15 protein-coding genes are annotated in these 24257 nt (G+C 70.6%); 9 read left to right on the top strand and 6 right to left on the bottom strand.

Annotated features, from left to right (window positions below):
• Complete coding sequence (locus OMP39_RS12190) at positions 1-2055, bottom strand: ribonuclease catalytic domain-containing protein (RefSeq protein WP_264891985.1); 2055 nt, start codon at positions 2053-2055, stop codon at positions 1-3.
• A gap of 32 nt (positions 2056-2087) precedes the next feature.
• Positions 2088-2681 (bottom strand): YqiA/YcfP family alpha/beta fold hydrolase, encoded by a 594-nt coding sequence (locus tag OMP39_RS12185; RefSeq protein WP_264891984.1) that lies wholly within the window; start codon positions 2679-2681, stop codon positions 2088-2090.
• A 245-nt stretch (positions 2682-2926) separates the two neighbouring features.
• Here OMP39_RS12185 and OMP39_RS12180 point away from each other — a divergent pair, with 245 nt between their 5' ends.
• Entirely contained in the window at positions 2927-5668 is a 2742-nt protein-coding gene (locus tag OMP39_RS12180) for a zinc-dependent metalloprotease (protein WP_264891983.1), read from the top strand.
• 53 nt (positions 5669-5721) lie between these two features.
• On the opposite strand, the gene mpl is transcribed toward OMP39_RS12180, so the two are convergent.
• Positions 5722-7068 (bottom strand): UDP-N-acetylmuramate:L-alanyl-gamma-D-glutamyl-meso-diaminopimelate ligase, encoded by a 1347-nt coding sequence (gene mpl / locus OMP39_RS12175; RefSeq protein WP_264891982.1) that lies wholly within the window; start codon positions 7066-7068, stop codon positions 5722-5724.
• Between the two features lie 87 nt (positions 7069-7155).
• On the opposite strand from mpl, the gene OMP39_RS12170 reads away from it, so the two are divergent.
• A complete protein-coding gene (locus OMP39_RS12170; RefSeq protein WP_264891981.1) occupies positions 7156-8217 on the top strand; it encodes a 6-phosphofructokinase in 1062 nt (353 codons plus the stop codon).
• Between the two features lie 12 nt (positions 8218-8229).
• On the opposite strand, the gene hemL is transcribed toward OMP39_RS12170, so the two are convergent.
• Entirely contained in the window at positions 8230-9522 is a 1293-nt protein-coding gene (gene hemL, locus OMP39_RS12165; protein WP_264891980.1) for a glutamate-1-semialdehyde 2,1-aminomutase, read from the bottom strand.
• A complete protein-coding gene (thiD, locus tag OMP39_RS12160; protein WP_425340635.1) occupies positions 9512-10441 on the bottom strand; it encodes a bifunctional hydroxymethylpyrimidine kinase/phosphomethylpyrimidine kinase in 930 nt (309 codons plus the stop codon). Before thiD ends, hemL begins: the two co-directional genes overlap by 11 nt.
• 159 nt (positions 10442-10600) lie before the next feature.
• Here thiD and OMP39_RS12155 point away from each other — a divergent pair, with 159 nt between their 5' ends.
• From OMP39_RS12155 to OMP39_RS12125, 7 genes are all read left to right on the top strand, one after another.
• Positions 10601-10753, top strand: coding sequence for a rubredoxin (locus OMP39_RS12155; RefSeq protein WP_264894563.1), 153 nt, complete (start codon positions 10601-10603; stop codon positions 10751-10753).
• Positions 10754-10988: 235 nt separating this feature from the next.
• Positions 10989-11390: a response regulator gene (locus OMP39_RS12150; RefSeq protein ID WP_264891979.1), complete on the top strand. Its 402-nt coding sequence runs from the start codon at positions 10989-10991 to the stop codon at positions 11388-11390.
• 83 nt (positions 11391-11473) lie between these two features.
• On the top strand, positions 11474-11839 hold the full coding sequence (locus OMP39_RS12145) for a response regulator transcription factor (RefSeq protein WP_264891978.1): 366 nt from the start codon (positions 11474-11476) through the stop codon (positions 11837-11839).
• 55 nt (positions 11840-11894) lie between these two features.
• A complete protein-coding gene (locus OMP39_RS12140) occupies positions 11895-12422 on the top strand; it encodes a chemotaxis protein CheW (RefSeq protein WP_264891977.1) in 528 nt (175 codons plus the stop codon).
• A gap of 97 nt (positions 12423-12519) precedes the next feature.
• Entirely contained in the window at positions 12520-14832 is a 2313-nt protein-coding gene (locus tag OMP39_RS12135) for a methyl-accepting chemotaxis protein (RefSeq protein ID WP_264891976.1), read from the top strand.
• Between the two features lie 209 nt (positions 14833-15041).
• Complete coding sequence (locus OMP39_RS12130) at positions 15042-21434, top strand: FimL-related protein (RefSeq protein ID WP_264891975.1); 6393 nt, start codon at positions 15042-15044, stop codon at positions 21432-21434.
• A gap of 98 nt (positions 21435-21532) precedes the next feature.
• Positions 21533-22600, top strand: coding sequence for a GGDEF domain-containing protein (locus OMP39_RS12125; RefSeq protein WP_264891974.1), 1068 nt, complete (start codon positions 21533-21535; stop codon positions 22598-22600).
• A gap of 12 nt (positions 22601-22612) precedes the next feature.
• Here OMP39_RS12125 and OMP39_RS12120 read toward each other — a convergent pair whose 3' ends face one another.
• Entirely contained in the window at positions 22613-24145 is a 1533-nt protein-coding gene (locus OMP39_RS12120; protein ID WP_264891973.1) for a cryptochrome/photolyase family protein, read from the bottom strand.
• Positions 24146-24257 lie beyond the last annotated feature (112 nt).

Below are 24257 nucleotides of genomic sequence, written 5' to 3'. Positions count from 1 at the left end.
TCAGCCCGCCGGCGCGGCGGGCGGCGCGCTATTGTCGCCTTCCGAGGCGCCTTCCTCGCCCACGTCGATCGCGAGTTCGAGCGGCCCGGCCTGCAATTCTTCACTGTCTTCTTCCAGTTCTTCCGGCGCCTGGGCCGCGGCGGTCTCGTCCGGCAGGCGCTCGACGACGCTGGCGTGCACGTCCAGCGTGAGTTCGTCCATCCCCGTGAGGCGCACCCGCACCCGCACTCCGCGCGGCAGGGCCTCGGCCCCCAACGCGCGGAAGACGAGCGGCAGGGACTCGGCGCGCACCAGGCCGTCCTTCATCACCGTGGCCGCCAGTTCGCTCCAACCCTCCTGCGCGAGGTAGCGCAGCGTCCAGTACCGCTCGATGGTGTGCTGGAAGTCGTTGTAGGCGGTATAGGCTGCATCGAAGGCCGAGATGATCGAGAACAGATCGGCGTCCTTGGGCTTGAACGGCGCTGCGAGGGCGGCCGTGCGGCCGTGGCGGGCGCAGGCGATGATCTGCCATTGGTTGACCAGGTCGACATAGCGACGCAAGGGCGAGGTGGCCCAGGTGTACTGCTTCACGCCCATACCGGCATGCGGCAGCGGCTTGGTGCTCATGCGCACCTTGATGCCGGGGGCGAGGCTCGGCTGGCTGCGGTAGATGCCGGGCACGCTCAGTTCGGCCAGCCAGCCGCCCCAGGTGCTGTTCGCCAGGATCATCGCCTCGGCCACGATGAGGTCCAGCGGCTCGCCGCGGCGGCGCACGTCGATCTGCACCCGTTCGCTGCCGTCGGGTTCGCGACCGTCGTTGCCGAGGAGCTTGAAGCTGTAATCGGGGCGCGTGAAGGTCTCGGGCTTGCCGCGCACGATCTCACGCTGGGCCTTGAGGTGCTGCGCCAGCCGGAAGGCGAAGGCGAGCTCCGCGGCGAAGGGGTAGTCGGCGACGGCTCGCCCGGCGAGGCTGTCTTGCGTGATGACCTCGCCCAACTGGTCGTGCCTCAGGTTGGACGCGATGCGCACCCGCTCCAGCCGGGTCTCGCTGCCGCGGATCTCGAGCGTCGACTCGTCGACCGTGAAGTAGATCGACACCGCCGGGCAGTCTCGGCCTTCCAGCAGGGTGTAGGCCTGCACCACCTCGTCGGGCAGCATCGTGATCTTGTAGCCCGGCATGTAGACGGTCGAGTAGCGCGTGCGGGCGATGGCATCGAGCGCCGAACCGGGGGAGATGGCGAGGCCAGGGGCCGCGATGTGCACGCCGAAGACGACCGTGCCGCTGCCCAGGCCCTGCACGGAGAGCGCGTCGTCGATCTCGGTGGTGCTGGAGTCGTCGATGCTGAAGGCGCTCTGCGGGGCGAGCGGCAACTCGTCCTTCACCGGCGGAGTCTCGACCGGCGCGAAGGCATACCCCTTGGGGAAGTGCTCGAACAGGAAGCGCCGCCAGTGGAACTGGTAGGCGTTCTCGATCGCTCCGGCGCGCTTGAGCAGCTCCAGCGGTGCCTGGTGCGAGCGCCGCGCGGCCTCCACGACCGCCTTGTACTCCAGCGCGTTCTTGTCCGGCTTGAACAGGATGCGATAGAGCTGCTCCTTGATGGGCGTGGGGCAGCGGCCCTCGATGAGCTCCTGCGCCCACTGCTCGATCTGGGCCTGCTGCTGGCGTTTGCGTTCGATCGCGGCGAGAGCCGCCTTGACGGTCTCGGCAGGGGCCTTGCGAAAGCGTCCCTTGCCGGTGCGCCGGAAGTAGTGCGGCGCTTCGAACAGGCGCAGCAGGGCGGCCGTCTGCTCCACGGGCCCGGCCTTCGCGTCGAAGTACTCGCGGGCCAGATCGGCGAAGCCGAACTCGTCGTCCGGGGCGAACTCCCAGGCCAGGTCGAGGTCGATCTCCGTGGCCAGCGGCTGGGCCGCGGCGAACAGCTGCGAGGGCTGGGGCTGCTCGAACCGGAGCAGCACGTGGGCTTGCTTGACTTTGACGCGCTTGCCCGAGTCCAGCTCGATCTGCACGGAGCTGTCGGCCTCGGACATCACGCGACCGGCGAGGAATTTGCCGGCATCTTCGAACAGGGCGAACATCCCCTCATTGTCGCCGCAGCGGGGACCGGCGCTCAGACCAGCCCGAGGAAGGCGAACACCGCATCGAGGTGGGCGTGGAAGTCCGACAGCGCGTGATCGCCGCCTTCGAGCAGGCGGATGTGGGCGCCCTGGTAGCGCGCGTGCATCTCGCGCCAGTCCAGCAACTCGTCGCCTTTGGCGATGACCGCCATGTAGCGCGAGGGCTCGGCGATGGCCTGCGGAGCGAGCGCGCGCAGTTCTTCGACGTACTCGGCGCGAAAGTAGAAGCGGTCCTCGGTGTGCCAGAAGCGCTGCTCGCCGATGTAGGCCGCCAGATCGCGGGCCGGATTCACCGCGGGGTTGAGCACCACCGCCCGGCAGGCGCGGCGCTCGGCGAGCACGGTGGCGTAGAAGCCGCCGAGCGAACTGCCGATCACCGCCATCGCGTCGGCCGGCCACGACGACGTGCCGGCCTCGATCAGCGCCAGCGCTTCGCGCGGCGAGGGCGGCAGCTGGGGGCACCACCACTGCAGCGGCATGCCCTGCCGCCGCAGCGATTCGACGCGCTCGGCCACCTGGCGTGCCTTGGCGGACAGGGGAGACGAGCGAAAACCGTGAAGATAGAGCAGGTGGGTGGTTCGAGCCATGGGGAGCGGCGTGACGAGTCGGGCTGCACGTGCGCCCGGCGCCCGGACCGCCGGGCGCGGCTGCCAGTCTAGCGGCCGGGGCCCGGCCGTGTGGAAGCGCACGGCAACGGCTCCTGCGTGCAAGCCCGGTGCCCCTGCACCTGCCGCACGGCGGCCCGTCTTCCTATACTGGCTGCGGCCGGCGCGAAGGAAGCCGCCGCCGCGGCGGGCAGCCGCAGCCGAATTGCGCGCCCAAAGGAAGTCGAGTGAAGTTGCATCTTTCTGGCCGACGCCCCCGCAACCGGCGGCCGACGGCTTTGTCCTCGCCCGCGGGTCGCCGCTGGGGGTCGGGGGCGGCCGCCCTGCTGCTGGCCGGCTGCGCCACGCTGTCCCCTCAGTCGCCCCCCCAGCCCGAGTCCCGGCCCGTCCATCCGGTCTCGCCGGGCGAGACTCCGGCGTCCAAGGCGTCGGCAGACGCGCCGTCCCCTTCGCGCGTGGAGCCGGGCGGGCTCAAGCCTTTCGCCGAGGTCGTGCGAGGGGCCACGCAGACGCCCGGGTACTTCCCCCTGTGGCGCAAGGACGAGAAGCTGTGGATCGAGGTGCCCGTCGCACGGCTCGAACAGCCCTTCTTGCTGACGGTGAACATCGACAGTTCCGTGGGCGAGCGCGGCCTCTATGCCAGCCAGATGGGCAACAGCTGGGTGGCCAGCTTCCGGCGCGTCGGAACCCAGATGCAACTGGTGGCGCGCAACCTCGGCTGGCGCGCCGAGGGGCAGCTCGCCCTGCAGCGCGCCATCGCCCAAGGGTTCTCCGAGAGCCTGCTCGGGGCCGGACCCGTCGCGAGTCAGGAGCACCCGGAGCGCAAGTCCGTGCTCCTCGACGCAGGCTTCCTGCTCGGCGACGTGGCCGGCTACTCGGGTGCGATCGAGGCGGCGTTCCGCATCCCTTACGGTTTCGATCGCACCAACTCCTTCTTCGAGCAGGTGTGGGCTCAGCCTTCGGCCAGCTCGGTGAAGGTGCGCACCCATTTCGCGGTGCCCCGCCTGCCGCAGGCTTCCTCGGGCGCGCGAGTACCGCAGTCGCCTCCCGACGCCCGCAGCTTCTTCGTCGGCTTCGTCTACAACTTCGTGCGGCTGCCCGAGCAGCCGATGCGCCCGCGCAAGGCCGATCCGCGCCTGGGGCACTTCACCGACGCCTTCGTCGACCTCGCCAACGAGGCCCGCACCCCGGGGCGTGTGCACTTCGTCAATCGGTGGCGCCTGGAGAAGGCCGATCCGCAGGCGCCGCTGTCCCCCCCGAAAGAGCCGATCGTCTTCTGGCTGGACAAGAACATCCCGCCCCGCTATCGCGACGCGGTGCGGGCCGGCGTGCTCGAGTGGAACAAGGCGTTCGAGCGCATCGGGTTCCGCGACGCGCTGGTCGTGAAGCAGCAAAGCGACGATGCCGACTGGAACACGCTGGACGCGCGGCACGCGTCGATTCGTTGGTACGTGGGCGCCGACGCCGGTACGGCGCGCGGGCCTCATCACTCCGATCCGCGTACCGGCGAGATCCTGGACGCCGACATCGCCATGGCGGACGTCTTCACGCGCAGCGCGCGCCGCTTCTTCGTGGAGCAGGGAACCCGATCGGCCGCCGCGGCCGAGACCGGCCGCCCGGGCGCCGCGGACGAGCATGCGCACGAGCCGGCAGCCGACGACTGCCACTACGCGATGGAGGCCGCCGCAGAGCTCGACTTCGCGCTGGAGGTGCTGGCCGCCCGGGGCGACATCGACCCGGACGGCCCGGAGGCCGAGGCCTTCGTGCAGGCGGTGGTCAAGGACACCATCATGCATGAGGTGGGCCACACGCTGGGCCTCAAGCACAACTTCAAAGCCTCCACCACCGTGCAGCGCGAGGCGCTGCTGGACCGTACGCGTACGCAGCGCGACGGCACCTCCGGATCGGTGATGGACTACAACCCCTTCAACCTCGCCTTGCCGGGCGAGCCGCAGGGCGCGTACATCAACACCACGCTCGGCCCCTACGACTACTGGGCGATCGAGTACGCCTACCGGCCGCTGCCTGCCGAACGGGAAGAGGAGGAACTCCTGCGCATCGCGTCGCGCAGCACCGAGCCGGCGCTCGCCTTCGGCGACGACTACGACGCCGGAGGCTTCGGCGGGTTCGAGGGGATCGATCCGACCGCGAACCGCTTCGACCTCGGCGACGATCCGCTCGCCTATGCCCAGAAGCGGCTGCGGCTCACGCAGGAGCTGTGGCAGCGCGTGCAGAGCCGGCCCCCCTCCGGGCGGGACCCGGTGCGCGAGCGGCGCATCCTGCTCGGCGGCTTCCGGCAGCTCGATCGCACCATCGAGCTCGCCGGCAAGTACGTCGGCGGCATGGTGCAGGTGCGCGACCTGCCCGGCACGGCGCGGCGCACCTACACGCCGGTGGAGCCGGCGCGCCAGCGGGAGGCCTTGCGGCTGCTCACGAGCCACCTCTTCGCGACCGACAGCTTCCGGTTCCGGCCGGAGTTTCTGCGCAGCTTGCCGCCGGACTACCTGGACCGCGATGCCGAAGGGCCGGTGAGCATTCCGGACGCCGTGCTGCGCGTGCAGTCCATGGCGCTCGACCGGCTGTACTCCGCCGGCACCGCGAACCGCCTGCTCGACCTGCCGCATTACCTCGGGCAGGCCCAGGCGGCGCAGGCCTTGTCGCTGGCGGAGGTGTATCGCACTTTGCAGGATGCGGTGTGGGCCGAACTCGCCTCCGCAGGCCCGATCGACCGGCTGCGGCGCAACCTCCAGCGCGAGCATCTGCGCCGCGTGGTGCAGGCGATCACGCGCCCGGCCGCCGGCATGCCGCCGGACGCCGTGAGCCTGCTGCGATGGCACGCCCGCGCCCTGGAGGCCCGGCTGCAGCAGGCGCTGCGACGCCCCGGCGCGACGCTCGAGACGCGGGCGCATCTGGAAGACAGCCTGGCCCTGCTGCGCCAGGCCCTGCGCGCCGGCATGCAGCGCGGCTGAAGCTGCGCGCGCCTGACCGCCCGGCGTCCGTCGGGGCGCGGGCGGCGTGGCGGTCAGCGCGTCTGCGCGAGCGCGCGCAGCAGCTTGGTGTGGATGCCGCCGAAGCCCCCGTTGCTCATGCACAGCACGTGGTCGCCCGGGCGGGCGACGGCCACCACGCGATCCACCAGGCGGTCGATGTCGTCTTCGACCGTCGCGCGCTCGCCCATCGGAGCGAGGGCTTGCGCGGCGTCCCAGCCCAGGCCTCCCGCGTGGCAGAAAGCGAGGTCGGCCTGCTCCAGCGACCACGGCAGCTGCGCCTTCATCGTGCCGAGCTTCATGGTGTTGGAACGGGGCTCGAACACCGCCAGGATCCGTTCGCTGCCCACCCGGCGGCGCAGCCCGTCGATCGTGGTGCGGATCGCCGTCGGATGGTGTGCGAAGTCGTCATACACCTTCACGCCCTGCGACTCGCCGCGCAGCTCGAGCCGGCGTTTGACGTTGCGGAACTCGCCGAGCGCGCGCGCCGTGGCCTCGGGGCCGACACCGACGTGGTCGGCCGCCGCGAAGACCGCCAGCGCGTTCATCTGGTTGTGTTCGCCCAGCAGGTCCCACTCCACGCGCGCCACGCGCGTGCCGTCGCGCAGCACGTCGAAGGCGTGCGGCTCTCCCACCGCGCTCCAGCCTGCCGGGACGCCGAAACGCTCGATGCCGCTCCAGCAACCGCGCGCCAGCACCCGCGACAGGCTCGCTTCGCGGCCGTTGACGACGAGCCGGCCGCTGCCCGGCACCGTGCGCACCAGGTGGTGGAACTGCTTCTCGATCGCGGCCAGATCCTCGAAGATGTCCGCGTGATCGAACTCCAGGTTGTTGAGCACGGCGGTGCGCGGCCGGTAGTGCACGAACTTGCTGCGCTTGTCGAAGAAGGCCGTGTCGTACTCGTCGGCTTCGATGACGAAGCAGCGCCCCGAACCGAGCCGGGCGGAGACGCCGAAGTTCTGAGGCACGCCGCCCACGAGGAAGCCGGGTGCCAGCCCCGCGTGCTCCAGCACCCAGGCGAGCATGGAGGTGGTGGTGGTCTTGCCGTGCGTGCCGGCCACCGCCAGCACGTGGCGGCCCTGCAGCACTTCCTCGGCGAGCCACTGCGGCCCGCTCGTGTAGCGCAGCCCTTGCTCCAGGATGGCCTCCATCAGCGGGTTGCCGCGGCTCACCACGTTGCCCACCACCCATACGTCGGGCTCGAGTTCGAGCTGGTCCGTGTCGTAGCCTTCGATCAGCTCGATGCCGAGCTGGCGCAGCTGGTCGCTCATCGGCGGATAGACGCCCGCGTCGCAGCCGGTCACGCGGTGGCCCGCTTCACGCGCGAGCGCTGCCACGCCGCCCATGAAGGTGCCGCAGATGCCGAGGATGTGAATGTGCATGGACGGCCATTCTAGGGACTGTTCACCCTGCGGAGGCCGCCGCGATGGCCCTACACTGCCTGCTCCATGTGACGCAGGGAACAGACGATGCGTGTGGGCGTGTTGACCGGAGGGGGGGACTGCGCCGGTCTCAATGCGGTGATCCGCGCAGTCACCAAGTCCTTGATCCACCACGGCCCGGCCGAGGTCTGGGGCATCGAGGACGGCTTCGAGGGGCTGATCGAGGGGCGCGGGCGGCCGTTGGGCTGGGAGGCCGTGAGCGGCATCATCGCCACCGGCGGCACCATCCTGGGCACGAGCAACCGCGGCAGCCCGCTGGCGAGCGAGCAGGCGATGAGCCGCGCGCTCGAGCACGCCAGGACGTGGCGGCTGGACGCGATCGTCGCCATCGGCGGCGACGGCACCATGAGCATCGCTCACGCCATGGCGGCCCACGGCCTGGCCTTCGTCGGGGTGCCCAAGACCATCGACAACGACATCGAAGGCTGCGAGCGCAGCTTCGGGTTCGACACGGCCGTGAGCATCGTGACCGAGGCGCTGGAGCGCGTACAGACCACCGGCCAGAGCCACGGGCGCGTGATGATCGTCGAGACGATGGGCCGCTATGCAGGCTGGATCGCACTCGAGGCGGGCGTGGCGGCCGCGGCCGACGTGATCCTGCTGCCCGAGATCGAGTACGACGTGGAGGCGGTGGCCGAGGTGTGCCGGCAGCGCGAAGGTCGGCAGCGCTACACCGTCATCTGCGTCGCCGAGGGGGCCCGGGCCCGCGGCGCGGGCTACACGGTCGAGCGCCGCGTGGCCGGCGCAGACGACCCCATCCGGCTGGGCGGCATCGCCCACGTGCTGCGCGAGCAGCTCCAACCCCTGCTCGACAGCGAAGTGCGCTCCACGGTGCTGGGGCATGTGCAGCGGGGCGGCAGCCCCACGCCCTTCGACCGCGTGCTCGCGACGCAGTACGGCCACCATGCGGCGCAGCTGGTGCTGCAAGGCGCGTTCGGTCGCATGGTCACGCTGCAGCAAGGGCGCATCGCCAGCATCCCGATCGAGGACGTGGCCGGGCGCAACCGGCGCGTGCCGGCCGACCACCCCCTGCTCGTGTGCGCGAGGGAGATCGGCGTGTGCTTGGGCGAGGGGGCCGGCCCGGGCTGAACCGGCGCGTGCTCAGCGCGCCCGCAGCGCCTCGCGCGCGGCCTCCAGCGTGGCCTGGATGTCCGCCTCGGTATGCGCAGCACTGACGAAACCGGCTTCGTACAGCGCGGGCGCGAGATACACCCCGCGATCGAGCATCGCGTGGAAGAACCGGCTGAAGCGCTCCTTGTCGGTGGCCATGACCTCGCCGTAGTGGCGCGGCAGTCGCCCCGTAAAGAAGAAGCCGAACATGCCGCCCTCGCTGTCACCGCTCATCGGCACGCCTGCCTCGCGCGCGACGTCGAGCAGGCCGTCCACCAGGCTGCGTGTGCGCGCGCCCAGCGACTCGAAGAAGCCCGGCCGCTGGATCTCCTTGAGCGTGGCCAGGCCGCAGGCGGTGGCCACCGGGTTGCCCGAGAGCGTGCCGGCCTGGTACACCGGCCCCACCGGGGCGAGCTTTTCCATCACCTCGCGCGGTCCGCCGAAGGCCGCCAGCGGCATGCCCCCGCCGATGACCTTGCCGAAGACGCTCAGGTCCGGCCGGAAGCCGGGCAACAGGCGCGCGTACAAGCCCTGCGCGCTCTCCAGCCCGACGCGAAAGCCGGTCATCACCTCGTCGAAGACGAGCAGCGCCCCGTGCTCGGTGCACAGCTCGCGCAGGCGGCGCACGAACGCCGGCTCGGCACGCACGAAGTTCATGTTGCCCGCGATCGGCTCGATCATCACGCAGGCGATGTCCTGTCCGTGCCGCGCGAACGCTTCCTCCAGCTGCTCGAGGTTGTTGTATTCGAGCACCAGCGTGTGCTGGACGACCTCCGGCGGCACCCCGGCGCTGGTCGGGTTGCCGAAGGTCGCCAGCCCCGAGCCCGCCTTGACCAGCAGGGCATCGGCGTGACCGTGGTAGCAGCCCTCGAACTTGACGAGCTTGGCGCGGCCCGTGTGGCCGCGTGCCAGCCGGATCGCGCTCATCGCCGCCTCGGTGCCCGAGCTCACCAGTCGCACCTGCTCCATCGACGGCACGAGCTTGAGGATCTCCTCGGCCAGTTCGATCTCGCGCTCGGTCGGCGCGCCGAACGACAGGCCCTGGCGCACCGCGCGCTCGACCGCATCGAGCACGGCCGGATGCCCGTGGCCGAGGATCATGGGGCCCCACGAGCCGATGTAGTCGATGTAGCGCCGGCCCTCGGCGTCGAACAGGTAGGCACCCTCGGCGCGGGCGATGAAACGCGGCGTGCCGCCCACCGCGCGAAAGGCGCGCACGGGCGAGTTCACGCCGCCCGGGATCACGCGTTGCGCGCGATCGAACAGGCTGGCATTAGTGGACATGTCGGGGGTCCTGGGGTTCGATGTCGTCTTCGCCGCCTTCCTGGGCTGCGCCTTCCTCGGCCGGTGGCTGGGCCCAGAAGAACCGGTCGGGCACGACCGATCCCATGCCCGGGCGGAAGCCGGCATCGAGCGATTGGTCGAGGAAGGTCAGGGCTTCGGAGACGGCCAGGTGCAACTCGGCGCCGTTGGCGATCATGGCCGCCAGTGCGGCCGACAGCGTGTCGCCTGCGCCGACGAAGCTGGTGTCGAAGCGCTCGAACTTCTCGCCGGTGATGGCACCCTCGGCCGAGGCCAGGACGTTGTCCACGTAGTGGTCGGGCAACTGGACGCCGGTGATCAGCACGAAGCGCGTGCCGTGCTCGGCCGCCGCCGCGGCCAGCTCGCGCGGCGAGGCCGGGCGGTCGGCGTCCCATTCGGGCAGCAGGAAGTCGGTGAGCGTCTTGTGATTGCCCACCAGCACCTCCGTCTGCGGCAGCACCAGCTCGCGGAAGGCGCCGTGGTAGGCCTCGGAGGTGGCCTCGTCCATCCAGCTCAAGTTGGGCAGATAGGCCACCAGCGGAACGTCCGGGTAGTCGGAAAGCACCTCGGCCACCGCGCTCACGCCCTCGGCGCTGCCGAGGAAGCCGACCTTCCAGGCGGAGATCGCCGCGTCCTCCAGGATCGTGCGGGCCTGCTCGACGATCACTTCGTCGTCGATCGCATGGTGGTCGAAGACCTCGGCGGTGTCGCGCAGCAGCACGCCAGTGACCACCGGCAGGGCGTGCGCCCCCATGGCGGCCAGCGTGGCGACGTCGCCGCCCAGGCCGCCCGCCCCGCTGGCGTCGTTCACGTTGAAGGTCATCACACACGGGGGGCCGCTCAGGTCCTCGGGGGTCTCGGCGGTGGCGGCGTGGTCTTGGGCGTTGGGATTCGAGGTCATGGGCAGCCGGGTCGGCGGGTTGGAGTGCCGTTACAAGGGCACGTGAAGAACCGCGTGTAAGTTCGCACGAAAGCTCGCGGTTTCAGGCCCTTCGTAGGGCTACAATGACTCCCACCATTCTAGTGAAACTGATACAAAGTGAGCGAGTCTCGAACCTGGATGTGCCTGATCTGCGGATGGATCTACGACGAATCGGCAGGCGATCCGGAGCATGGCATCCCGCCGGGAACTGCCTGGGCCGACGTTCCGATGAACTGGACGTGCCCGGAGTGCGGCGCCCGCAAGGAGGATTTCGAGATGGTTCAGCTCTGAGAGCCCAGGCGGGTGCCCGTGCAAGGCGGGGCATCGCGCGGGCTCTCGGAACGTGTGCGCAAGCCGCCGTCGGCGCCCTGCGCGCGTTGCTCTTGCGCTGCCCGCGCGCGACGTCGCGCGCGGGCGCATGGGCGGTGGTGAGGGGGTGCTCGGCGGTTGGTTCCACACGCGAGTGCAGGGCAATTTCGGAGCCTGGCGCGCGGCGGGCGGCGCCGGTGGGAGAGGAGAGGGCTCAGTGAGCGACAACGCGAAGCCAGGCGAGGCGGCAGCGAAGGTGTTGGTCATCGACGACAGCAACACCATCCGGCGCAGCGCCGAGATCTTCCTGAAGCAGGGTGGCTACGAGGTCGTGCTCGCGGAGGACGGATTCGACGCGCTGGCCAAGGTCAACGACCACGAACCCGACCTCATCTTCTGCGACATCCTGATGCCGCGGCTGGACGGCTACCAGACCTGCGCCATCATCAAGCGCAACCCCAAGTTCGCGCACACCCCGGTCATCATGCTCTCGTCGAAGGACGGCCTGTTCGACAAAGCGCGGGGCCGTATGGTCGGCTCCGAGGACTACCTGACCAAGCCGTTCACCAAAGACCAGTTGCTGCAGGCCGTCGAGCAGTACCGCCGCGCAGTGGCCTGAAGACGGCCGGCCCGGGGTTCCGCCACGTCCCCTGTTGCTACCCAAGACCGCTCAGACGGAGGGCGGCGAGTGAGGAAACAGCCATGCCTATCAAGAAGATCCTGTTGGTTGACGATTCCAAGACCGAACTGCATTTCTTGTCCGAGCTGCTGACCAAGAAGGGTTACAGCGTGCGCACGGCCGAGAACGCCGACGAGGCGATGCGCCGCTTGGCCGAGGAGAAGCCGGATCTCATCCTCATGGATGTGGTGATGCCGGGGCAAAACGGTTTCCAGCTCACCCGCTCGCTCACGCGCGATCCGAACTACGCCGATGTGCCGGTGATCATGTGCACCAGCAAGAACCAGGAGACTGACAAGGTCTGGGGCATGCGCCAGGGCGCGCGCGACTACATCGTCAAGCCCGTCGACGCCGACGAGCTGATCACCAAGATCCGCGCTTTCGATTGAGCGCCGTCGTCCACCTCCCGGCCCCTCGAGACTAGCACCCGATCAGGCAGGACGCATGGCAAAGAAAGAAGCGCTGCGAGAGCTGCAAAGCCGCCTGGCCGAGCGCCTGCAGGCTGCGCGCACGGAGGCCCGAACCGCCAACTGGCTGGCCGTCGAGTCCGGTGGACAGGGCTTCCTGCTGCCGCTGGCCGAAGCCGGCGAGATCTTCCCCGTCGGCGCTTTCGTGCCGGTGCCCCACACCGTCGACTGGTTCCTCGGCGTGGCCAACCTGCGCGGCGGGCTGCACGGGGTGGTCGATCTCGCGGCTTTCCTCGGGATCAGGTCGCCCGGGGCGGGCGATGCCGGCCGCGAGCAAGCCCGGCTCATCGCATTCAATCCCGGTCTCGAGGTCAACTGTGCTTTGCTGGTCGAACGGCTGGCGGGCCTGCGGGCCAAGGAGCAATTGCGCGCCGAACCGGGCGACGGCCGGCCACGCCCGGCGTTCGCCGGCGCGCGTTATCTCGACGGGCAGGGGCGTCGTTGGCAAGAGCTGAGTCTGGCCGCGCTTGCGGGGGACGAGGCCTTCTTGAAGATCGTGGGCTAGAAGATCGTGGGCTAGAGGTGGTGAGCAAGACGGTGTCGTGCTCGCCGCCTGACCGGACGCAGGTCCGGGGTTCGACAGCAAAGAGCTAGAGGGATCTATGGGTTTGATCGACAAGTTCAAAGGGTTGGGCAAGAAGCCGTCCAAGGGCGCCTTGCCGGACATGCCGACGGAAGGGTCCTCTCAGGGGCTCGACGAGCTGCCGTTGCCCAGCGCGGACGGCACGCTGACGCTGGAGCGGGCGCCGGGCGCGGATTCGTCCATCATCTCGGAGGCGGCGCCCTCGGAACTGCCGGGCGACTTCGCCGGCACCCGGCTGGAAGGCACGACGGCCGAGACGGCCGGGCCGCAATCCAAGGTGCCGCTGATCGGCCACATGCCCGTGGCCCAGCAGCAGCGGGTGCTGGGCGGCCTCACGATCGGCGGTCTGGTCGGTCTGGTGCTCATCACGATCATCTCGCAAAACGCTGCGAACCAGGTCGCGACCCAGGTGAGCGTGTCCGGCCAGGCGCTGATGCAGTCGCAGCGGCTCGCCAAGTCGGTGTCGCAGGCGCTGATCGGCAGCCCGCAGGCCTTCCCCGAGGTGAAGGAAAGCGCCACGGTGCTGGCGCGCGACGTGCGGGCGCTGGCGCGCGGCGACGACGGGCTCGAGGTGCAGCCGGCCGCGGCGGCCGTCCAGCCGGCCATCGAGCCGTTGCTGCCGCTGGTCGATCGTGCCGAGAAGAACGCGGCCACCGTGCTGGCGCAGCAGCAGATCCTGACCCAGGTCGGCCAGGCGCTGCGGACGATCAACCGCCAGTCCTCCGACCTGCTCGAGATTGCCGAGACCATCGCGTCCTTGAAGCTGCAGCAGAACGCGAGCCCCGCCGAGATCTCCGCCGCCGGGCAGCTCGTGATGCTGACCCAGCGCATCGGCAAGTCCGCCAACGAGTTCCTGACGATGGAAGGCGTGAGCCCGGAGGCGGTGTTCCTGCTCGGCAAGGACTTGAACTCCTTCCGCGAGATCGCCCAAGGCCTGCTGGAGGGCAACCCCGAACTGCGTCTGCCCGGCTCGAAGGACGAGCAGACCAAAGAGAGATTGCAGGCGCTGATGAGCCTGTATGAGCAGACCCGCACGCAGGCCGGCGCCATCCTCGGCAACCTGCAGGGCCTGGTGTCGGCCCGCGAGGCGCAGGCGGCGATCGTTGCCGACAGCGAGCCGCTGCGCAAGGGCCTGGAGTCCGTGCAGGAGCAGCTGTCGGGCCGCGCCGGCTTCGGTCCGCTCAACGTTGCGCTGCTGCTCATCACCGTCGCGATGGCGCTGCTGGGTATCGGCGGCCTCATCTACGTGTACCTGCAGGACCAGCGCCAGCGCGCCTGGGTCGCCGAACAGCAGCGTCTGGAGGCCGAGCGCCAGGAGCAGGAGGCCAAGCGGGTCAACGACGCCACCCAGGCGGCCATTCTGCGGCTCATGAACGAACTGCAGACGGTGGCCGAGGGCGACCTGACCCAGCAGGCGACCGTGACCGAGGACATCACCGGCGCGATCGCCGACTCGGTGAACTACACCGTGGAGGAGCTGCGCAACCTGGTGGCCCAGGTGCAAGGCACGGTGACCCGGGTGGCCGAGACCACGCAGCAGGTGGAAGCGACCTCGACCGAGCTGCTGGCCGCCTCGACCGAGCAGCTGCGCGAGATCCGTGACACCGGCGAGTCGGTGCTGCAGATGGCCAGCCGAATCAACGAGGTGTCGGCGCAGGCGCAGCAGTCGGCCCAGGTGGCGCGCCAGTCGCTGCAGGCCGCCGAGCAGGGCCTGCAGGCGGTGCAGAACGCCATCGGCGGTATGAACGCGATCCGCGAGCAGATCCAGGAAACGTCCAAGCGGATCAAGCGACTGGGCGAGTCTTCGCAGGAGATCGGCGAGATCACCGAGCTGATTTCCGACATTACCGAGCAGACGAACGTGCTGGCCCTGAACGCCGCCATTCAAGCAGCGTCGGCCGGTGAAGCGGGCCGGGGCTTTTCGGTGGTGGCCGAGGAAGTGCAGCGGCTGGCCGAACGCTCGGCGGATGCGACGCGGCAGATCGCGGCGCTGGTGAAGACCATTCAGACCGACACGCAGGACGCGGTGGCCGCCATGGAGCGCTCGACCCAGGGTGTGGTCGAGGGGGCCAAGCTGTCCGACGCGGCCGGCACGGCGCTGGTCGAGATCGACAGCGTGTCGCGGCGCCTGGCCGAGCTGATCGAACAGATCTCGGAGCAGGCGTCTCGCGAGGCGGAGTCGGCGAACGTGGTGGCGGGCAACATCCAGCACATCTTCGCGGTGACCGAGCAGACGGGTGAGGGCACGCGCTCGACGGCGCAACTCGTGCGCGAACTCTCCAAGACCGCCGAGGAACTGCGCCAGTCGGTGGCGCGATTCAAGATCGACTGAACACGCGGGCAAGGGGGCGGCGCTGCCGCCCTCGCTCGTCATGGGACGCACGTTCTTCCCGACCACGGCCGGCACGAGACCGGTGGATCGCCGGGTGCTGCTGAAGGACGGAGGGCGCACGCCAGCAGCGCGGCCGGGTAGCCGCGGCTCGAGGGGTGACGCCAGGGGGGCGGCCGGACCGCGCATGACTGATTGATGGGCAAGACAGCATGGACAGCAACCGCAGCACGATGGGCGATGACCTGAGCTCACTGGCTTGGGTGCAGGAGGAACTGCGCAAGTCGCTCGAGTCGGCACACAAGGCCTTGCGTCGGTTCCTGAAGGAATCCGAGGGCGTTGCCGGCTCGGACGTGGACGGCGTCGACCCCGCGGTGCTGCGCACCGCTCGGCAGCAACTGCACCAAGGCGTGGGCGCGCTCGAACTCGTCGGCCTGCCGGCCGCGGCCACCCTGCTCAGGGCCTCGGAGGCGGCGGTTCAACGCTTCATCCAGAAGCCGCAGCGCGTCACGCCGGCAGCGGTCGAGGCGATCGAGAAGGCCTCGTTCGGCCTGCTGGACTTCCTTGCCCGGGTCCTCGCGGGCAAGGCAGTCTCGCCGGTGTCGCTGTTTCCGCAGTACCGGGCGGTGCAGGAGCTGGCCGGGGCGGACCGCGTCCACCCGGCCGACCTCTGGAACGCCGACTGGCGCTGGGCCGAAGTGCCCAGCGACGAGCGCGCGACGCCGCGCCGGGCCGACGACGCGGCGCGTACCGAGCTGGAGTCGCTGCTGCTGGCCCTGATGCGCAACGTGTCGCCGTCGGCCACCGCGCAGCGCATGAGCGACCTGTGCGCCGGGCTGGGAGCCGGCGCAGTCAACCTGCAGGCCCGCACCTTCTGGAAGCTGGCGGCCGCGTTCTTCGAGGCGCAGGCGCAGGGACTCCTGCGCAACGATGTCTACAGCAAGCGGGTGGCTGCGCGCATCCTGGCGCAGTTCGGCATGCTCGAGCGCGGTGAGTCGGCCGTCTCGGACCGGCTGGCACTGGACCTGCTGTTCTTCTGCGCCCAGTGCGCCGTGCCCTCGGGCGTGGCGGCACCTCGGCTGCAGGCCGTGCGCGAGGCCTACGGCCTGGTGGACGAGCAGCCGGTCGACTACGAGCACTCGTCGCTCGGCCGGTTCGATCCTGCCCTCCTGGCCCAGGCGCGCAAGCGCGTCGCGGCGGCCAAGGACTCCTGGTCGGCGGTGGCCGGCGGCGAGATGCACCGCTTGGCGAGCCTGCCCGAGCAGTTCGCGCTCGTCGGCGACTCGCTCCAGAAGATCTACCCGGCCGGCGACGAGCTGGCGCAAGCCCTGCAGCGCGCCGTGCAGCAGACCGTGCAGTCCAAGGCGAGCCCGCCGGCGGCGCTGGCGATGGAGGTGGCGACCAGCGTGCTCTACCTGGAGGCGTCGCTGGAGGACGTCGACTTCGATCACCCGGAGCAGGCCCAGCGTACCGCGCGGCTGGCGCAGCGCCTCGAGTCGGTGCGCCAGGGGCAGCCGGCCGAGCCTCTCGAGCCGTGGATGGAGGACCTGTACCGCCGCGTGTCGGACCGCCAGACCATGGGCAGCGTGGTGCAGGAGCTGCGCAGCTCGCTGATGGAAGCGGAAAAGCTGATCGACCAGTTCTTCCGCAATCCCGCCGACCGCAGCGTACTGGTGCCGGTGCCGCACCAGCTCAACGCGATGCGGGGTGTGCTCTCGGTGCTCGGCATGGATCAGGCCTCGCAAGCGGTGCTGCGCATGCGCGAGGTCGTCGACGGCCTGATCGCCAGCGACGTGGACCCCCAGCGCGCCTCGGCCGGTGGCACCTTCGAGCGTCTGGCCGGCAATCTCGGCGGGCTCGGCTTCCTGATCGATATGCTGAGCTATCAGCCGCAGATGGCCAAGTCGCTGTTCGTCTTCGACAGCGACACCGGCGAGCTGCGCCCGGTGATGGGGCGGGCCACCCCGTCGGCGTCGACGGTGCCAGCGGTGGAAGCCCCGGCGGTCGCGCTGGTCGAGCCGCGCCTCATCGAGCAGGCGCAGACGCTCGCCGAGGCGGCGGCCCGCGAGGACGTGCCGCTGGAGGATGTCTCGGCCGAATTGCAGAAACTGGCCGAGGAAGCGGTGGTGGCTGACCAGCCGGCGCTCGCGGCCACCCTCTCGCAGGCGCGTGCGGCCGTCGAGCAGGTGGAGCAGGGCCAGGCGGACCCGCTGGAGGCGCGCGAGCAGGTGGCTCAGGCGATGGCCGACTTCGTGGCGACGGCCTCCGAGGCGGTGGCGCTCGAGCCCGAGCCGCAGCCGCCCGCCGTCGCCCCGGCGCCCGCGCCGGGCGGCGTCACGGAGGAGGACGACGAGATGCTCGCCGTCTTCCTCGAGGAGGCGCAGGAGGTCATGGCCGCCGCGACCGAGGCGCTCGATGCGCTCGGCAGCGGGCCCGACGACCTGGAGCAGATCACCGTCGTGCGCCGGTCGTTCCATACGCTCAAGGGCAGCTCCCGCATGGTCGGGTTGCACGACTTCGGCGAGGCGGCGTGGGCCTGCGAGCAGCTCTACAACATGTGGCTGGCCGACCAGCGGCCGGCCAGCGAGGAGTTGCGCACCCTGACCGGCGACGCGCTGGAATACCTCGCCGCGTGGATCGGGGAGATCGCCTCGGGCGGCCCCGTCGCGCATGCGAGCGCGCCCGTGCGCGCCGCCGCGGACGCGATGCGGCTGCGCGGCGAGTTGCAGCCGATCGAGCGGCCGATCGAGCGGCCGCAGGCGCAGACGCCGCCCGTCGACACCCTCCCTGCCAGCGAACTGGAGCCGGCCAGCGTCGAGGTGGTCGAGGACTTCGAGCTGCAGTGGCCGGCGTCCACGGGGTCCCAGCCGTCTGGCGCCGGGGCCGAGCCGGTGCCATCGCTCGAGCTGGATCTGAGCGGCTTCGAAGGGGCCGCAGCGCCGCTGGCGGCGGCAGGCTCCTTCGAAGATCTCGACCTCGGTGCGCCCCCTGCCGGCGAGGAACTCCAGGCCGAGGCCGCCGTGGCAGCCGACGAAGGGCTCGCGCAGGCGCCGCAGTCCCTGGCGTCGTTGCCCGCGGACCTGCCGGGCGAGGGTGCCATGCCCCGACTGGAAGTGGATTTCGACCTCGAACTGCCACCGCTCGAGCCCTCGCCGGCCCCTTCGGTGCAGCCCGACGAGGCCGCCGTCCCGCTGGCAGTGCCGGGCGCCGAGCCGCTCACCCCAGGCGCCGAGGCGAGCCCCCAGGAGCTCGAGGCCGTGGCGGCTGCTGCCGAGCCCGAGCCCCCGGCGCCCGCCTCCACGGGCGGCGAAGCAGAGGGCGAGCCGAGCGGCGCGCCGGCGACGGGCGCGGACGCCTCGAGCGAGCAGGTCAAGGTCGTCGGCCCGCTGCGCATCAGCATCCCGCTGTTCAACATCTACCTCACCGAGGCGGACGAGCTGTCGCGCCGCCTCACCACCGAACTGGCCGAGTGGGGGATGGAGCTGCACCGGCCCGTGGGGGAGACCGCGATCGCGCTGGCCCACTCGCTGGCCGGCAGCTCGGCGACCGTCGGCTTCGCCGATCTGTCCAATCTCGCGCGCCAGCTCGAGCACGCCCTGATGCGCTCGCAGGCGATCGGACGCGGCACCGAAGACGAGGCCCGGCTGTTCGTGGACGTGGCCGAGGAGATCCGGCGACTGCTGCATCAATTTGCCGCGGGCTTCCTGAAGGAGCCCGCGCCGGCCCTGCTGGAGCGCCTGGCGGCGCACGAGATCGAGTCGGCGCAACGGCTCGAGCAGGCCCATGCGCGGCTGGCGCAGGACCGCGCCGCGAGCACCGGCGGCCTGGACCGGCCGGAGGAAACGCTGGGTGTCGACGAGATCGATCTGTCGGCCCTCGGCGACGTCGGGGAGCCCGCATCGCAGCCCGGCCCGCTGGCGGCCGTGGAAGCCGCAGTGACCGCAGCCGCCCAGCTCGCGGCCCCCTCGTCGATGATGCCGCTGGAACTCGGCCGCGCGGAGTTCAAGCAGTTGGGCGCGATCGAGGCCCGCGCGCCGGCCCGCTCCGCGGTCGCGGTCCTGCCGGCCGACGTGCAGATCGACGAGGACATCGACGCGGTCGACGCGGTGGACCCCGACCTCTTCCCGATCTTCGAGGAGGAGGGGCTGGAGCTGCTGCCGCAACTGTCGGCCCAGATGCGCGAATGGGCGGGCCGCCCGGACCATGCCGCCTCGGCTCACGCCTGCATGCGCACGTTGCACACCTTCAAGGGCGGGGCACGACTGGCCGCAGCCATGCGCCTGGGCGAGATGGCGCACCGGCTGGAAAGCCAGATCGAGCGCCTGCTGGCCCGCGGCGACGTACGAGGAGCCGACGTCGAGCCGCTGCTCGGCCAGGTCGATGCGCTGAACGCGGTGTTCGAACTGCTGCGCCAGCAAGACGCCCAGAGCTACGCCGAGGCGGCGGCCGCGGTGGAGCCGCTGGCCGCCGTGCCGCAGAGCGCCTCGACCGTGGTGGCCGAGCGTCTGCCCGAGCCTGAAGCCGCCCCGGCGCCGGCCCAGGCGCCGACGGATGCGGCGGCCGAGGCAGCGGTCGAGCCCGTCTTCGAGGCCGAGCCGCCGGCGACGGACGACGACCGCGGGACCGCGCAGGGCGAGAACGCACCGGGCGCCGCGGTCGAGCCGGTCGAGATCGATTGGTCTCGCTTCATCAACACGGGTGCCTCAGGCGCGGCCCCGGTCGCAGCGCGGGCCGTGTCGCTCTCGGGACAGGCGTCGGTGCGCGTGCGTGCGCAGCTGCTCGACCGCCTCGTCAACCAGGCCGGCGAAGTGAGCATCACCCGCGCCCGGCTGGAGGCCGAGGTGGGGCAGATCAAGCAATCGCTGGGGGACCTCAACGACAACCTGGAACGCCTGCGGCTGCAGCTGCGCGACATCGAGCTGCAGGCGGAAACGCAGATGGCCTCGCGCATGGAGCAGGCCAAAGCGGAAGGCCATGCGTTCGACCCGCTCGAGTTCGACCGTTTCACCCGCTTCCAGGAGCTCACGCGCATGATGGCCGAGTCGGTGAACGACGTGGCCACGGTGCAGCGCTCGCTCCAGCGCACGTTGGAGACGGCCGAGGACGAGCTGGCTGCACAGGCGCGCCTGACGCGCGAGTTGCAGGACGACCTGTTGCGCACCCGCATGGTGGAGTTCGAGGGGCTGTCCGACCGCCTGTACCGGGTGGTGCGGCTCGCAGCGAAGGAAACGGGCAAGCAGGTGCGCCTGGACATCGTCGGCGGGTCCATCGAAGTGGACCGCGGCGTGCTGGACCGAATGACGGCCGCGTTCGAGCACCTGCTGCGCAACTCCGTGACGCACGGCATCGAGTTGCCCGAGGAGCGCGCGGCGCGCGGCAAGGACCCGGTGGGCACCATCGTCGTCGCGCTGCACCAGGAGGGCAACGAAGTCTCCATCGAGTTCCGCGATGATGGAGCGGGCCTGAACCTGCCGAAGATCCGGGACCGTGCGGTGGCGCTGGGCCTCCTCTCGCGGGACGCTCACCCGAGCGATGCCGAGCTCGCGAACCTGATCTTCACCCCGGGCTTCTCGACGGCCGAAACGGTGACCGAGCTGGCCGGCCGCGGCGTCGGCATGGACGTGGTCCGCGCCGACGTGAACGCGATGGGCGGGCGCATCGAGACGGCGACGGCCGCAGGCCAAGGCACCAGCTTCAAGCTCGTGCTGCCGCTGACCACCGCCGTGACGCAGGTGGTGATGTTGCGTTGCGGTCAGGTGGTGGTGGGGGTGCCCGCCAACCTCGTGGAGATCGTGCGGCGCGCATCGCCCGAGGAGGTGGAGGCCTGCTACGAGTCGGGCAGCTACTCGATGGGCGACCAGCGCATGCCGTTCTTCTGGCTGGGCGCCTTGCTGCAGTCCAGCCCGCGAGGAACCGAAGGCGGCCGCAGCCAGCCGGTGGTCGTGATCCGAAGCGCGCAGCAGCGCATTGCCCTGCACGTGGACGAGGTGCTCGGCAACCAGGAAGTCGTGGTCAAGAACCTCGGCCCGCAGCTGTCGCGCCTGCCAGGTCTGGCCGGCATGACGCTGCTGGCTTCCGGCGCGGTGGCGTTGATCTACAACCCGGTGGCGCTCGCCACGGTCTACGGCGAGGCCGCGCGTGCCATGACGGCCGCCTCCCTGCAGGCCACCGCCGCGGCCCCCGCGGCGGTGGAGGTGCCGCAGCCCGAGGCGCCCGCCACGCCGCTGGTGCTGGTGGTCGACGACTCGCTCACCGTGCGTCGCGTCACCCAGCGCCTGCTGGTGCGCGAGGGCTACCGGGTGGCGCTCGCCAAGGACGGCCTGGAGGCCCTGGAGCGTCTGGCCGAGGAGCGGCCGGCGGTGGTCCTCAGCGACATCGAGATGCCCCGGATGGACGGTTTCGACCTGGTCCGCAACATCCGAGGCGACTCGAAGCTGGCGCACCTGCCGGTGATCATGATCACCTCGCGCATTGCGCAGAAGCATCGCGACTATGCGGCGGAGCTGGGGGTCAATCACTACCTGGGCAAGCCCTATAGCGAAGAAGAGCTTCTGGCGCTGATCGCCCGGTACACTGAGAGCAGCGAAGCCCAGGTATCGGCCTGAGCCCCCGCGCCCCCGGCCGTCCCGGCCGCTCGATGCCTGCGCCCCTCGGGGCGGCGGGCAGCGGCCCCCCGGGCCCGGGATGGGGCGGTTCCAGGCCGGTGCTGTCCACGACCGCCGCTCACCACGCCATGCCGAACGCGATCGACCACCTCGCCGCACTCACGGGTTACCGCGACCGCGACCTGCTGGACGTCACGCTCGCCCATGCACTGATGGATCTGCTGCGGCCTCGCCAGGTCGTCGTCTACAAGCTCGTGGGCGAAGGCGACGACCAGCGCTGGTTGCTGCGCGCCCGTCTGACGGCGGGTCAGACCACCGCCGTTTCGGACCCGCCGTGGGTGGCGTTCGAGGCGTTGGCGCCCAAGGCCAGCGTGCGCGAGCGGTGCGAGTGCGTCGAGAGCGAGTCCGTCGTGGCCTCCAACACACCCGAGGGCGAGGCGGTGACGTGGTTTCCGCTCCTCACCGATGCCGAGGCGCTGGGCGTGATCGAGGTGCGCACGGCACGGCCGATGCCGGGCGCCACCCGCCGCATGGTCGGCAGCATCCTGCGCATCTACCGCAACTTCCATGGCCTGCTCGACTACAGCGAACGGGACACCCTGACCGGGCTGCTGAACCGCAAGACCTTCGACGAGGCCTTTCTCAAGACGGCGCATGCGGCTCCCGGACCGGCCGGGCCCGCCGCGCAGGAGGACCGCCGCCAGGAGCCGGCAGCGCAACGGCACTGGCTGGGCGTGGTGGACATCGACCACTTCAAATCGGTCAACGACCGCTTCGGCCATCTGATCGGCGACGAGGTGCTCCTGCTCGTCGCACGCATCCTGCGCAGCACCTTCCGCTTTCAGGACCGGCTCTACCGGTTCGGGGGCGAGGAGTTCGTCGTGCTGCTGCGCTGCGGCAGCGAGGACGATGCCGCTCAGGCTTTCGAGCGGCTGCGGCACAACGTCGAGCGGTACGCCTTCCCGCAGGTCGGCCGCGTCACTGCAAGCATCGGCTTTACCGAGGTGAAGCCGGGCGACACGCCGACCGCGGCGTTCGAGCGGGCCGACCGGGCGGTGTACGTGGCCAAGCAGCGGGGCCGCAACCAGGTGTGCAGCCATGCCGAACTGGTGCGCCAGGGGGTGCTGCAGGAAGCGGCCAAGGTCGGCGACATCGAACTCTTCTGACCCCCGGCTGGGTCAGTCCTCGACGCCCGGCGACCGGGGAGTCGCATGCTCCTGGCGCCGCTGGCCGCGCTGGCCGTCGCGGGCAGCACCGTAGCGCGCGAGCGTCCGCGAGCGCGCCTCCTCGTGTGAGACGATGGGCTGCGGGTAGTCGTGCCCCAGCGCGACGCCGGCTGCCTGGAGTTCGACCGGTCGGGCTTGCCACGGGGCGTGGATCGCCTCGGACGACAGGCGTGCGAGCTGGGGCAGGTAGCGGCGGATGAAGCGCCCCTGCGGATCGAACTTCCGGCTTTGGCTCACGGGGTTGAAGATGCGGAAGTAGGGCTGCGCGTCGCAGCCGGTCGAGGCCGCCCACTGCCAGCCGCCGTTGTTGGCGGCGAGGTCGTAGTCGTTGAGCTTTTCGGCGAAGTAGCGCTCGCCCCAGCGCCAGTCGATGCCGAGGTCCTTGGTGAGGAAGCTGGCGGCGATCATGCGCAGGCGGTTGTGCATGTAGCCGGTCTGGTTGAGCTGCTGCATCGCCGCATCCACGATCGGGTAGCCGGTGCGTCCTTCGCACCAGGCCGCGAAGAGCTGTTCGGCATGCTTGCCGTGCTCCCACTTGATGCGGTCGTACTCGGGGCGGAAGGCATGGTCCACGACGTGCGGGTGGTGGTGCAGGACCTGGAAGTAGAAGTCGCGCCAGATGAGCTCGGACAGCCAGGTTTGCGCCCCCAGGGAGCCCGCCTGCGTGCGCTCCCATGCCAGCCGCGCGAGCCGGCGAATCGAGACAGTGCCGAAGCGCAGGTGGGTGGAGAGGTAGCTCGGTCCCTTGAGGGCCGGGAAGTCGCGCGTTTCGTGATAGCGGTCCATGCGCTCGAGGAAGTCGACCAGCAGCTCGGCCGCGCCGTGCATGCCGGGCGGCAGGCGCAACTCGTGAAGGTTGGTGCGCTCGAAGCCGAGCGCCTCCAGGCTGGGGGGTGCGGCCCGCCAGGCGTCCGGCACGCTGGCCAGCGCCGCTGCATGGCGCTCCACCGGGTAGGCCCGCAGGTAGAAGGGCGCGAGCTTCTTGAGCCAAGCCGTCTTGTAGGGCGTGAACACGCTGTAGGGCGAGCCCGCGCCGGTCAGCACCTCGTCGGCCTCGAAGACGACCTGGTCCTTCGAGGTGTGGAGGACGATGCCGGCATCGGCCAGCCGGCCGCGCACCCGGGCGTCGCGCTGCCGCGCCGCAGGCTCGTAATCGTGGTTGGCGTACACCGCCTGCACGTGCAGGGCCTGCGCCAGACGGGGGATCTCTTCCGTCGCGCGCCCGTGCAGCACGACGAGCCCCGCATGCGGGACACCGTGGCGCGCGCCCAGCGCCCGCAGCTCCTCGTCGAGCTCGCGCACACTGGCGTGGATGAACTCGACCCGCCGGTCCCGGCGTGGCAGCGTTTGCAGGATGTCGGTGTCGAACACGAAGACGCACCACACCCGCCGCGCGGCGCGCAGGGCGTGGTAGAGCGCGGCGTGGTCGTCCGCCCGCAGATCGCGGCGGAACCACACCAAGGCGCTGTCGAGTTCCTTGTCCATTGCCGCGCATCTTGACAGAGGAGACGCCCGACGTGCGAGACGGGCAGGAGCGGGGCAGGAATGGGCGATGGCACCGGGCGCGCGTGCGGGCGGCGGCGCAGCGCCTACACTT

The sequence above is a fragment of the Schlegelella aquatica genome, from assembly GCF_026013905.1.
Classification (GTDB): Bacteria; Pseudomonadota; Gammaproteobacteria; order Burkholderiales; family Burkholderiaceae_C; genus Caldimonas; species Caldimonas aquatica.
This window is presented reverse-complemented; position numbering and strand designations above follow the sequence as displayed.